General features: G+C 62.5%; 8 protein-coding genes and 2 pseudogenes. 7 read left to right on the forward strand and 3 right to left on the reverse strand.

Going from position 1 to position 12,991, the window contains the following annotated elements; all coding sequences use genetic code 11:
- Positions 1-3: 3 nt before the first annotated feature.
- On the forward strand, positions 4-978 hold the full coding sequence (yjiA, locus tag ACNFHO_RS22315; RefSeq protein ID WP_200603027.1) for a GTPase: 975 nt from the start codon (positions 4-6) through the stop codon (positions 976-978).
- Between the two features lie 68 nt (positions 979-1,046).
- On the opposite strand, the gene glyA is transcribed toward yjiA, so the two are convergent.
- The gene (gene glyA, locus ACNFHO_RS22320; RefSeq protein WP_054894053.1) at positions 1,047-2,300 is read right to left on the reverse strand and encodes a serine hydroxymethyltransferase; all 1,254 of its coding nucleotides are present in this window, start codon (positions 2,298-2,300) and stop codon (positions 1,047-1,049) included.
- 322 nt (positions 2,301-2,622) lie between these two features.
- The gene (locus tag ACNFHO_RS22325) at positions 2,623-6,444 is read right to left on the reverse strand and encodes an EAL and GGDEF domain-containing protein (RefSeq protein WP_416767378.1); all 3,822 of its coding nucleotides are present in this window, start codon (positions 6,442-6,444) and stop codon (positions 2,623-2,625) included.
- Between the two features lie 371 nt (positions 6,445-6,815).
- Between ACNFHO_RS22325 and ACNFHO_RS22330 the strand changes: the two genes are divergently transcribed.
- A complete protein-coding gene (locus ACNFHO_RS22330) occupies positions 6,816-7,208 on the forward strand; it encodes a hypothetical protein (protein WP_416767380.1) in 393 nt (130 codons plus the stop codon).
- A gap of 86 nt (positions 7,209-7,294) precedes the next feature.
- Here the strand turns inward: ACNFHO_RS22330 and ACNFHO_RS22335 are convergent, their stop codons facing one another.
- Positions 7,295-7,594, reverse strand: coding sequence for a hypothetical protein (locus ACNFHO_RS22335; protein ID WP_063546130.1), 300 nt, complete (start codon positions 7,592-7,594; stop codon positions 7,295-7,297).
- Positions 7,595-7,954: 360 nt separating this feature from the next.
- On the opposite strand from ACNFHO_RS22335, the pseudogene ACNFHO_RS22340 reads away from it, so the two are divergent.
- The 5 genes and pseudogenes from ACNFHO_RS22340 to gdhA all read left to right on the forward strand — a co-directional run.
- Positions 7,955-8,215: pseudogene (locus ACNFHO_RS22340) on the forward strand (general stress protein); the annotation flags it as partial.
- Positions 8,216-8,308, forward strand: a pseudogene (locus tag ACNFHO_RS22345) (general stress protein); the annotation flags it as partial.
- A gap of 60 nt (positions 8,309-8,368) precedes the next feature.
- Positions 8,369-9,244, forward strand: coding sequence for a manganese catalase family protein (locus ACNFHO_RS22350; RefSeq protein ID WP_054894057.1), 876 nt, complete (start codon positions 8,369-8,371; stop codon positions 9,242-9,244).
- 387 nt (positions 9,245-9,631) lie between these two features.
- A complete protein-coding gene (gene ettA, locus ACNFHO_RS22355) occupies positions 9,632-11,299 on the forward strand; it encodes an energy-dependent translational throttle protein EttA (protein ID WP_054894058.1) in 1,668 nt (555 codons plus the stop codon).
- Positions 11,300-11,598: 299 nt separating this feature from the next.
- Positions 11,599-12,939: an NADP-specific glutamate dehydrogenase gene (gene gdhA / locus ACNFHO_RS22360; protein WP_125931421.1), complete on the forward strand. Its 1,341-nt coding sequence runs from the start codon at positions 11,599-11,601 to the stop codon at positions 12,937-12,939.
- Positions 12,940-12,991 lie beyond the last annotated feature (52 nt).

Below are 12,991 nucleotides of genomic sequence, written 5' to 3' on the forward strand. Positions count from 1 at the left end.
CGCGTGCATACCCCCATTCCCGTCACCGTGCTCACTGGCTTTCTCGGTGCTGGCAAGACCACCCTGCTCAAGCACATGCTCAAGGCCGAGCATGGCCTGAAGATCGCCGTGATCGAGAACGAATTCAGCGAGGCGGGCATCGACAGCCAGCTGCTGGGCGACGAACCGGTGCAGGTGATGACCCTGGCCAACGGTTGTGTGTGCTGCAGCATCCATGGCGACCTCACCCGTGCCCTGTACCTGCTGCTCGAACGCCTGGATGCCGGTGAAATCGCCTTCGATCGTCTGGTAATCGAGTGCACCGGCCTCGCCGACCCGGCGCCGGTGGCGCAGACCTTCTTCATCGACGAGGAGCTGCGCGAGCGCTATATCCTCGACGGCATCATCACCCTGGTGGACGCCAAGCATGCCGAGTTCCACCTGACCCAGACCATCGCCCAGGCCCAGGTCGGGTTTGCCGATCGCCTGCTGCTGAGCAAGACGGACCTGGTCGAAGCAGACGTGGTCGACGCGCTGCGCGAGCGTTTGGCACGGATCAATGGCCGTGCACAGATTCGCGTGGTCGAGCATGGCCGTATCGACCTGGCCGAGCTGCTCGATGTGCGCGGTTTCAATCTCAACCCGGACTTGGGACTGAGCCCGAGGCCGACCCTGCGCCCGGTGCTCAAGCCCGCGACGCCGGACCGTATCTCCACCCTTGTGCTGCGCACGGAAAAGCCGCTGGATATCGATCGGCTCAGCGACTTCATGAACGAGCTGCTGGAAGAGCACGGCAAGCAATTGCTGCGCTACAAGGGAGTACTGAACATCGCAGGCGAGGACCGCCGGCTGGTGTTCCAGGGCGTGCTCAAGCTGTATGGCTTTGACTGGGATGCCGAGTGGAAGGAGGGCGAGGCGCGCGAAAGCGTGATGGTGTTCATCGGGGATGAGCTGCCGCAAGACAGCATACGCGAGGGTTTTGCCGCCTTGGCCGGCTGACAGGGCCGCAAGACATCAGCAAAAAGCCCGGCACAAGGCCGGGCTTTTTCACATCAGGCGATTGCCAATCAGTTGCCGTACACCGGCAGCTTCTTGCAGATGGCCTTGACCTTCTCGCGAACGGCGTCGATCACCGCTTCGTTGTTCAGGTCGGCGAGGATGTCGCAGATCCAGCCGGCCAGCTCGCGGCACTCGGCTTCCTTGAAACCACGGGTGGTGACGGCTGGGGTGCCGAAGCGCAGGCCCGAGGTGACGAACGGCGAACGTGGGTCGTTCGGGACCGAGTTCTTGTTCACGGTGATGAAGGCTTTGCCCAGTGCGGCGTCAGCGTCCTTGCCCGAGATTTCCTGCTTGATCAGCGACAGCAGGAACAGGTGGTTTTCGGTGCCGCCGGAAACGACGTCGAAGCCACGCTCGATGAACACGCTGGCCATGGCCTGGGCGTTCTTCACCACTTGCTGCTGGTAGGCCTTGAACTCAGGCTGCAGCGCTTCCTTGAAGCAGATCGCCTTGGCGGCGATGACGTGCTCCAGCGGGCCACCCTGGGCGCCCGGGAAGACTGCGGAGTTCAGCTTCTTCTCGATGTCGGCGTTGGCGCGGGCCAGGATCAGGCCGCCACGTGGACCACGCAGGGTCTTGTGGGTGGTGGTGGTGACCACGTCGGCGAATGGTACTGGGTTCGGGTAGACGCCAGCGGCGACCAGGCCAGCGACGTGGGCCATGTCGACGAACAGGTAGGCACCGACTTTGTCGGCGATTTCGCGGAAGCGGGCGAAGTCCAGGACCTGCGAGTAGGCGGAGAAGCCGGCGACGATCATCTTTGGCTTGTGCTCGACAGCCAGGCGCTCGACTTCGTCGTAGTCGATCAGGCCGTTGCCGTCGATGCCGTACTGGACGGCGTTGTACAGCTTGCCCGAGGAGCTGACGCTGGCGCCGTGGGTCAGGTGACCGCCGTGGGCCAAGCTCATGCCCAGGATGGTGTCACCGGCCGACAGCAGGGCCAGGTAGACAGCAGCGTTGGCTTGCGAGCCAGCGTGCGGCTGGACGTTGGCGTAGTCGGCGCCGAACAGCTCCTTGGCGCGGTCGATGGCCAGTTGCTCGACGACGTCGACGTACTCGCAACCGCCGTAGTAGCGCTTGCCTGGGTAGCCTTCGGCGTATTTGTTGGTCAGAACCGAGCCCTGGGCCTCCATGACCGCTGGGCTGGTGTAGTTTTCCGAAGCGATCAGCTCGATATGCTCTTCCTGGCGCAGAGCTTCTTGCTGCATGGCTTCGAAGAGCTCGGCGTCGTACTTGGCAATGGTCAAATCACGGCTGAACATGGCGGTCCTCAAGGATCGGGGCTGAATTGGGATGGCATTCTAACCGATTGGGTCGGGGCTGGCATATGAAGTGGCATCAAGTCGCGGACCAATGGGCTTCATGTTGCAGGCCGCACCGGGACTGGGCTGAGATGGGGCGCTAGTTGACCCCGAAGTCCGTTTTTCGATGCCTGGTGGAGGCTGGATTGGTGTCCAGCTTCTTGGGGGCGGTCCACCCTGTAGGAGCGGGCTTGCCCGCGAACACGGGCGTAGCCCGTGCCAGGCGGCGCGGTGTCCTTTTCGCGGGCAAGCCCGCTCCTACAGGGACTGCGTGGCGGCACGATCACTGGAACATGAACAAGGTTTCGTTGCTGAACTGCGCCTCGAACTGGTTGGCCGGCATCGGGCGGCCGAACAGGTAGCCCTGGACTTCGTCGCAGCCGTGCTCGCGCAGGAACTCCAGCTGTTCGTGCGTCTCCACGCCTTCGGCGATCACCGCCAGGTTGAGGCTGTGGGCCATGGCGATGATCGCCCGTGCGATCTGCGCATCCTGCTCGCCTTCGGGCAGGCCGTCGACGAAGGTACGGTCGATCTTCAGCACGTCGATGGGGAACTGCTTGAGGTAGTTGAGCGATGAATAGCCCGTGCCGAAGTCGTCCACCGCGATGCTCAGCCCCAGGTTCTTCAGGCTGTCGAGGATCTGCATGGCCTCGTTGACCTCGCGCATCAGGATACTCTCGGTCAGTTCCAGCTCCAGGCACGCCGGCGGCAGGCCGGTCTCCTCGAGAATAGTGGCGATCCGCTTGCCCAACTGGCCGTCGGAGAATTGCCGGGCCGAGATGTTCACCGACACCTTCGGCACCCGCACCTTGGCCTTGTGCCAGGCCTTGAGCTGGCGGCTGGCCTCGCGCAACACCCAGTCGCCGACGTCGACTACCAGGCCCAGTTCCTCGATCACCGGAATGAAGTCGCCCGGCGGCACCAGGCCGCGGCGTGGATGGCGCCAGCGCAGCAGCGCCTCGGCGCCGGTCAGGCGCTTGCCGTCGCCGCTGAACTGCGGCTGGTAGTAAAGAATGAACTCGTTCTGCTCCAGGGCGTGACGCAGGTCGCTTTCCAGCTCCAGTCGCTCCAGGGCGCTGGCGTTCATGTCGGCCTGGTAGAACTGGAAGTTGTTCTTGCCGCGCTCCTTGGCGTGGTACATCGCCGTGTCGGCGTTCTTCATCAGCTGGCTCAGCTCGTTACCGTCCTGCGGGCTGAGGGCGATGCCGATACTGGCGGTGACGAAGAACTCGCGACTCTCCAGCACGAATGGCCGCACCAGGCTGGCGAGGATGTTCTCGGCGACGTGAATGGCGCGGTTCAGCGCCATTTCACGGCTGGTACGCGACTGCAGCAGCAGGGTGAACTCGTCGCCGCCCATGCGCGCCACGGTGTCGTCTTCATCGACACAGGCCAGGAGGCGCTCGGCCATGTCCTTGAGCATGCGATCGCCAGCGGCGTGGCCGAGGGAGTCGTTGATCGGCTTGAAACGGTCAAGGTCGAGGAACATCAGCACCACCCACGACTTGTGCCGCTCGGCCTGTTGCAATGCCGTGTGCAGACGGTCCTGGAACAGGGTGCGGTTGGGCAGGTGGGTGAGAGCGTCGTAGTACGCGAGGCGGTGGATGCGCTGCTCGCTGGCCTTGCGCTCGCTGATGTCGGTGAAGAAACACACATAGCTGGCCAGGTCGCGCTCATCGTCGAGCACCGCGGTGATGCCCACCCAGGCCGGGTAGTGCTCGCCGCTGCGGCGCTTGAGCCACACTTCACCTTCCCAGGTGCCGCGTTGGTTCAGTTGCTTGAGCACATAGCCCAGGTGCGCGTCCTGCTGGCCTTCGACGGTGAGCATGTTCGGGCGCTGGTCGAGCACTTCATCGGGCGCATAGCCGCTGACCCGGCTGAAGGCCTCGTTGACCTGGACGATGTAGCCCGCCGGGTCGGTGATCAGGATCGCCGAGGTCGAGTGCTCGAATACCGTCGCGGCCATGCGCAGGTCTTTCTCGGCGCGTCGTTGCTGGCTGATGTCGCGCGCTACCCCAAGGACGCCCTCGAAGCGCTCGTGGTCGTCCCACACCAGCACCAGGCGCAGCTCGATGGGTATCTTGCGACCGTCGGCACGCAGGCAGTCGAACAGGAACACCTGGGTCGGCAGCTGGCTGCGCAACTGGCGCAGTTGCTCGCGGTCGTCCAGCGCCTTGCTGACCCGCTCCATGAGCGTCTGCATGCCGCTGAGCTGGGAGGGGTTGGCGATGATCGATGGCCAGCCGTTGTCGAAGATGTAGTCCACCGAGTAGCCCAGCACCGTCTGCACCGAGGGGCTGATGTAGTTGAGCTGCAGTTGGTTGTCGGTGGAGAAGATCACGTCACTGATGCTTTCGGCGAGCATCCGGTAGCGCTGCTCGCTGTCACGCAGCGACTGGCTAGCCTCGATCTGCACCGTGACATCCTTGCCCACACCGATGATCCGCGTGACCTGGCCTTCGCCATCGCGGGCCAGGACCTGCTCGCGGATGTCGTAGCAGCGCCAGCCGCCGTCGCGGTGGCGGAAGCGCAGTTGGCAGTGCAGTGACTGGCTGTGACCGCTGTCGCGCTGTTGCTGGCGCAGGCTGCGGTAGTGCTCGGCATCCTCGGGGTGCAGCAGCAGCTCCCAGAAGTGATCGCCCATCTGCGCAAGTTCCGAGCGGTCGTAGCCCAGGGTTTGTCCCAGGTGGCGGTTGCTGAAGATCATGCGTCGGTTGTGCACGTCCTGAACGTAGAGCTGGTCGGGTACGGTACGCACGACGTCCGACCAGAAGCTTTCACGTTCGAGCAGCGACAGTTCGACCTGCTTGCGGCTGGTGATGTCGCTGATGCTGAGGATCACGGCCTGGTAGTCGCGCCGCTGCTGGGGCAGGCGGGCCATCAGCCACAGGTGCAGCTCGCCACCCAGTGGCGCGGGCAGGCGTACTTCGAGCTCGAACTGTGCGCGCTGCTCGATCAGCGCGTCGAGCAACTGCATGCCGATGCTCTCGCGGCCATCGCCGCTACCCTCGATCAGCCGGTGCCAGGCGCCCTCGTTGCAGGTCACGTTGAGCAACTGGCGTGCAACTTCGTTGATCTCGGTGATCTTCAGTTCCTGCAGCAGGTTGCGCCGCAGGCCCGGCTCCAGTGCCAGGCTTTGCTTGAGTGCGGCGAGGTTGCGCAGGTGGTAGCGATCGAGCTGGCCGGGCAGGCTCGACAGGTCGAGCACGCACAGGGCCACGCCGGTGCTCTCGAAGATATCCTGATAGCGCCGGCGGTCTTCCTGCAAGGCACGCTGGCGACGGCGCATGTTGATCAACGCCAGGCCCGGCAGCAGGGCGCAGAACAGCACCAGCAAACTCTTGCCCAGCAGCGCGGGCAACAGTTTCTCGCGGGCCGAGGTTGGGTCGTACAGGCCGCGGACCTGCCAGGTGCTGTTGTCGATGAAGGCCAGCAGCACGCTGTGCAGCGCCGATGGGTTGGCGTGGGCGACACCGCTGCGCTCGATCACCGCGCCGTCACGGCTGTTTTCCAGCAGCCAGAGCGGGTGGATCGGCGTGTTGAGCTTGCTGGTCAGCTCCTGGTAGTAGTCGGTGGACAGGCGCAGCAGCCAGTAGCCGCGATCCTGTTCGGCGGGCTGGCGCAGCAGCAGGTAGACCAGCTGGTTGTCGCTCGAATTGCCATAGAAGTAGGCATTACCCTGATTCAGGCGCACCAGGCCGTCGATCGTTTGACGGTCTGGGCTGTCGCGCAGGCTGTCGCCGCGGATCTGCCCATTGCTGTCTAGCCAGGCCAGGCCGCGCAAGGCCGGCAAGCGTCCCCTGAGGGTCTGCAGCAGCGCCGGCAACGCCGCCGGTGACGGTGGCTTGACGTAGGGCTGCACCAGATTCATGGCTTGCTGCGCCTTGAGCGCCATGTTCAGGGTGAGGTGGTCGGCCAGTTCCGCACTCGTCGCCACGCTTTGCTGGCGCAAGTCGGCCTGTGTGTGGCGGAACTGCGAGAACAGTTGCCAGAACAACAGACCCAGCAAGACCAGGGCCAGCAGAGCAAGCGCACCCTTGAGCGAGCCTCGCAACGAAGCAGACGGCGCAGGGCGCTGGATGGGCGGTTGGGTGAAGTTGGTCAAGCGTTGGTCCTGCGATTGGGCTGGCGAAGGCAGGGGAGATCATGCACGCGGCATGCCGCCGTGGCGCACTATAAGGCCGGACATACGAAAGCGGCTAGGTTCAACCTCATATGTATCTGCACTCGCCCATACTGCGTTGAAACGGAGCGAGCAATGCTCATGTACTTCAGTACACTGGGCTTGCTCGCTCCGTTTCGCCTTGTCTGGCCTTCGCGCAGACACATTTCAGACTGACCCTAGCATGCCTTGGATTATGGCAAAGTGCCAGTCCATATGTCGCCGATCCAGCGCTGACCACGCATTCGGCAACCCGCTTCCACCTGTGCGAGAATGCCGGCCGTTTCATAGTCAATGCATCGGAGAAGTACGGTTTGGTTACTCACTATTCCACCAATGGCCTCGATTCCGCCTGTGGGCGCAGCAGTCAGACCCTGGTCAGCACTGCCGTGGCCGACGACGTATCCTGCAAGTCCTGCCAGCGCTCGTTCACCAAGCCCGACGCCGCGGCTGCGCAGCGCAAGACACCCTCGCTGGCCGAGCTGCGCAAGTCGGCCAAGGTTGCTGTCGAGCCTGTCATGGCGGCGGTCGTCACGGCCGATTTGGAGCCCGCTGCCAAGGTTGTGAACAAGTCGGCGAGCAGGTCCGTCCAGACTCCTGCCCGTGCCGACGGTTTCAGCGCCAAGGCTGCCTGGGCTGCGCGCCTGGCCGAAGAGAGCGGGCAGTCTCGCCTGCCGCGCGGCATGGGCAAGCAACGCCACGTCTGACCCACGCTGCTTGTGGTGGCGAGGCTTGCCTGCCAAAAAGCCCCTGCGCTGTCTGGCACCCGCCAAGCCGGTGTTCGGGGCCAGGCCTATCGATCTGTTACCCGTTCGTCATTGAACGCCTGGCCCTCGATCGCGATGCGCCTGGCATAACCGACGCCCCATACCAACGCCCGGCTCATGTTTTCGCCTGGGCGTTGGACATAGGCTTGTTCGTATAACGCCGAGCCATCGGCGCGATAGACACCGATGAACAACTGTGTCGCCCCCGTACGCGACAAGCGTGCCTGCACTTCAAGGCAGGCTCCGGTGTCCAGCGTCTCCTCATGGATTTGGTGGTGCAGGATCGGGTCGTACCACTGTCGATAGGTTTTGCCTCTTTTTTTCATCTGCCTACCCTCTGCATTGTTGTCAGCGGTAGATCACTTCCTGTGCGTATTCCGTCCAATTCAAATGGCACCATCGGACAGTCGGCAGACTTGTACAAATAGTCCTTGTTTGTACACCTAAGTTGTCGTCAATCCATAAATCCAAACCCATTCCTGATTGTCATTGGACAAGACTTTCGGGCCGTTGATAAGCGTGGCTGATATGCCCGCTCGCCAGGTTTGTGTCTACAAGATTAAAGACTCAAGTTCATTAGAGCCTTTCGTCCCCGCATTCAAAATCTTTTGCACGATGAGCCGCTTGCCCCCGGTCACTCATTTACACAGACCGTTCTGTGTAACTAACGACATGAGGTGTCAATCATGGCTAACAATCAAGACAATCGTGGCAATCAGGGTGGTAATGCCAACACCAATCCGGGCAACTTCGCCAACGATCGCGAAAAAGCCTCCGAAGCGGGACACAAAGGCGGCCAGGTGTCTGGGGGTAACTTCAAAAACGATCCGGAACGCGCTTCGGAAGCAGGTCACAAAGGTGGTCAAGCATCCGGTGGCAACTTCAAGAACGATCCTGAGCGTGCCTCCGAAGCTGGCCATAAGGGAGGCCAGGTGTCGGGCGGCAACTTCGCCAATGATCGTGAGAAAGCCTCCGAAGCGGGGCGTGTCGGTGGACAGCATAGCCACGGCGGCGGTCGCAAGAGTGACGACAACCGCTAGCCATCCGTGAAAAGCGCAAGGGCAGCCGAGCTGCCCTTATGCGTTGATGAGGACCCGCTTATGTTCATGCACAACAAACGATTGCAGTACACCGTGCGCGTGGCGCAACCCAATCCCGGCCTTGCCAATTTGCTCCTTGAACAGTTCGGAGGTCCACAGGGTGAGCTGGCTGCAGCCATGCGCTATTTCACCCAGGCTGTCAGTGAGGACGATCCAGGACGCAAGGATATGCTCTATGACATTGCGACCGAAGAACTCAGCCACCTGGAGATCATCGGTTCGATCGTGGTGATGCTCAACAAGGGGGCCAAGGGCAACCTGGCCGAAGGCATAGAGAGCGAGGGCGAGCTTTACCGCTCGCTGACCGGCGCCGGCAACGACTCCCACATCACAAGCCTGCTGTATGGGGCTGGGGCGCCGCTGGTGAATTCCGCCGGCGTACCCTGGAGCGCAGCCTACATCGATACCATTGGCGAACCGACTGCCGACCTGCGTTCGAACATTGCCGCCGAGGCTCGCGCCAAGATTGTCTACGAACGGCTGATCAACGTCACCGATGATCCTGGCATCAAAGATGCGCTAGGTTTCCTGATGAGTCGCGAGATCGCCCACCAGATGTCGTTCGAAAAGGCGTTGCACGCCATCCAGCCAAACTTTCCACAAGGCAAGCTGCCAGGAGACCCTGAACTCAATCGCACCTACTTCAATCTGTCCAAAGGCGGTGAAATGCGCGGGGCGTGGAACGAGGGACAAGACTGGGTCTACGTCGACGAACCCCAGCCTGCAGTGGACGGCGGCGATGGATCGGCCAGTGTCCAGCTCGACGAAACCAGTGCGCAGGTTGTCGAGGCAATGAAACTCCGTACTCAGTCGAATCCAGAGGCGCAACCTTTGACCGGGGCGGAGCTCGGCAAGGTCAACAATGGACAGCAATGAGAACACCCCGCGCCGGAGCTGATTCGGCGCGGGGCGCTGGTCAACGCTTGGCTTCGGTGTCTGGAGGGGCGATCGGGCCGGGAACGCGCGGGTCACCTCTGGCGAATGGTCCTTCAGCTATTCAACCATGGCCACTTCTTCCTTGAGAATTGGGCGGCAGGCTTGCGCAGTGGCACTCTCTCCGACCGCAACCCTAGGTGGCCCGCCCCGCAAGCGCTGTCGCGGGCGTTTGGCCGCCAGCGACATGAGACCTCTTTTCAGACAGGGCACATCGTACCCAGCAAGCGAATTTGCGCTGAACGCCCTTAAAGCTCGACAATGGCCCATTTTGCAAAGCTGGCCAGGTAGTTGTCAGTTTTATTCACGTTTGTGCAAGAGGTCCACAGAATGGCTCAATACGTCTACACCATGCATCGGCTGAGCAAGGTCGTGCCGCCGAAGCGGGAAATTCTCAAGAACATCTCCCTGTCGTTCTTCCCCGGCGCCAAGATCGGCGTACTGGGCCTGAACGGCGCCGGTAAGTCCACGCTGCTGCGGATCATGGCGGGTGTCGACAAGGAATTCGATGGCGAAGCCCGTCCGATGCCCGACATCAATGTCGGCTACCTGCCGCAGGAGCCCCAGCTGGACGCGAGCAAGACCGTGCGCGAAGTGGTCGAGGAAGCGGTCAGCGTGATCAAGGATGCCCAGGCGCGCCTGGACGAGGTCTACGCGGCCTACGCCGACCCGGATGCCGACTTCGACAAGCTGGCCGCCGAGCAGGCCAAGCTCGAAGCCATCCTGCAGGCCGCCGACGGTCACAACCTGGAGCGTCAGCTGGACGTCGCCGCCGATGCCCTGCGCCTGCCGGCCTGGGACGCGAAGATCGAACACTTGTCCGGTGGCGAGAAGCGTCGTGTGGCCCTGTGCCGCCTGCTGCTGTCGGCCCCCGACATGCTGCTGCTGGACGAACCGACCAACCACCTGGACGCCGACTCGGTGGCCTGGCTGGAGCGCTTCCTGCACGACTTCCCTGGCACCGTGGTTGCCATTACCCACGACCGTTACTTCCTCGACAACGTCGCCGGCTGGATCCTGGAACTGGACCGCGGCGCGGGCATCCCGTACGAAGGCAACTACTCGGGTTGGCTGGAAGCCAAGTCGGAGCGTCTGGCGCAGGAATCCAAGCAGCAAAGCGCCCACGAGAAGGCCATGAAAGAGGAACTGGAGTGGGTGCGCAAAGGCGCCAAAGCTCGCCAGTCCAAGTCCAAGGCCCGTCTGCAGCGTTTCGAAGAGATGCAATCGCAGGAATTCCAGAAGCGCAGCGAGACCAACGAGATCTACATCCCGGCAGGTCCGCGCCTGGGCGACAAGGTCATCGAGTTCAAGAATGTCTCCAAGGGCTATGGCGATCGCGTGCTGATCGACAACCTGTCGTTCTCCATGCCAAAAGGCGCCATCGTCGGCGTTATCGGTGGTAACGGTGCGGGTAAGTCGACCCTGTTCCGCATGCTGATGGGCAAGGAGCAGCCGGACTCGGGCAGCATCGAGATCGGTGAAACCGTGCAACTGGCCTGCGTCGACCAGAGTCGCGAGGACCTGGACGGCAGCAAGACCGTGTTCCAGCAGATCTCCGACGGTTCCGACCAGATTCGCATCGGCAACTACGAGATCCCGTCGCGTACCTACGTGGGCCGCTTCAACTTCAAGGGCGGCGACCAGCAGAAGTTCGTCAAGGACCTCTCCGGTGGTGAGCGTGGCCGTCTGCACCTGGCGCTGACCTTGAAAGAGGGCGGCAACGTCCTGCTGCTCGACGAACCGTCCAACGACCTCGACGTCGAGACCCTGCGTTCGCTGGAGGAAGCCCTGCTGGACTTCCCGGGCGCCGCCATCGTGATTTCCCACGACCGTTGGTTCCTGGACCGTGTGGCGACCCACATCCTGGCCTACGAGGATGACTCGAACGTGGTGTTCTTCGAGGGCAACTACACCGAGTACGAAGCCGATCGCAAGAAGCGCCTGGGCGACGCCGCTGCCCAACCGCACCGGGTACGGCACAAGAAGCTGGCGCAGTAAGCCGGTTTCAGTTGCACAAGGATGGGGCCCTCAGGGGCCCCATTTTTGTGCCTGGCTGGGAGCGGTGGTGGCTTCATTCGCGGGCAAGCCCGCTCCTGCAAGGGCTTGGAACTGCACGCTTCCCTGTAGGAGCGGGCTTGCCCGCGAATGCCACACCTCGGTGACAATTTGTATACATTTATATAAAACGCACCAAAAAAATTCAGAAAAACGACATTTTGCCCTGTTCCAGTGCGATTGCTTCTTGATAGAGTCCGGAAAAAATCAATAAGTCCAATCCTCTTGGTGAGATGTCTACCATGATCGAATCCGTCGACCATTTCCTTGCACGCCTGAAGCAGCGTGACCCTGCCCAACCCGAATTCCACCAGGCCGTCGAAGAGGTGCTGCGCAGTCTCTGGCCATTCCTCGAAGCCAATCCCCACTACCTGCAGGCCGGCATTCTCGAACGCATGGTCGAGCCGGAGCGTGCGGTACTGTTCCGTGTGTCGTGGGTCGATGACCAGGGCAAGGTCCAGGTCAACCGCGGCTATCGCATCCAGATGAGCAGCGCCATCGGCCCGTACAAGGGCGGCCTGCGTTTCCATCCGTCGGTGAACCTGGGTGTGCTCAAGTTCCTGGCCTTCGAGCAGGTGTTCAAGAACTCGCTGACCTCGCTGCCCATGGGGGGCGGCAAGGGCGGCTCGGACTTCGACCCCAAGGGCAAGAGCGACGCCGAAGTCATGCGCTTCTGCCAGGCGTTCATGAGCGAGCTGTACCGCCACATCGGTGCCGACCTCGACGTGCCGGCCGGCGATATCGGTGTGGGCGCCCGTGAGATCGGCTTCATGTTCGGCCAGTACAAGCGCCTGGCCAACCAGTTCACCTCGGTGCTGACCGGCAAGGGCATGACCTACGGCGGCAGCCTGATCCGTCCTGAGGCCACCGGCTACGGCTGCGTGTATTTCGCCGAGGAGATGCTCAAGCGCAAGGGCCTGCGCATCGACGGCCGCCGCGTGGCCATCTCCGGTTCTGGCAACGTCGCCCAGTATGCGGCGCGCAAGGTCATGGACCTGGGCGGCAAGGTGATCTCGCTGTCCGACTCCGAGGGCACGCTGTTCTGCGAGGCCGGGCTGAACGACGAGCAGTGGGATGCGCTGTTGGAGCTCAAGAACGTCAAGCGCGGCCGCATCAGCGAGCTGGCCGAGCGTTTTGGCCTGGAGTTCCGCAAGGGCCAGACGCCGTGGAGCCTGCCGTGCGACATCGCCCTGCCGTGCGCCACGCAGAACGAACTGGACCTCGAGGATGCCCGCACACTGCTGAGCAACGGCTGCATCTGCGTGGCCGAAGGCGCCAACATGCCGACCACGCTCGAGGCGGTGGACCTGTTCATCGAGGCGGGTACCCTGTTTGCACCGGGCAAGGCGTCCAACGCCGGTGGCGTCGCGGTGTCGGGCCTTGAGATGTCGCAGAACGCCATGCGCCTGCTGTGGACGGCGGGTGAGGTGGACAGCAAGCTGCATGCGATCATGCAGTCGATCCACCATGCCTGCGTGCACTATGGCGAGGAGGCCGATGGGTCGGTCAACTACGTCAAGGGCGCGAACATCGCCGGCTTCGTGAAAGTGGCGGATGCCATGCTGGCGCAGGGCGTGGTCTGATTCGAGATCGTCGGGCCGCTTTGCGGCCCAATCGCGGGACAAGCCCGCTCCC

Origin of the sequence: Pseudomonas sp. NY15374, assembly GCF_048068255.1 — a bacterium.
In the GTDB taxonomy this organism is placed as follows: domain Bacteria; phylum Pseudomonadota; class Gammaproteobacteria; order Pseudomonadales; family Pseudomonadaceae; genus Aquipseudomonas; species Aquipseudomonas machongensis.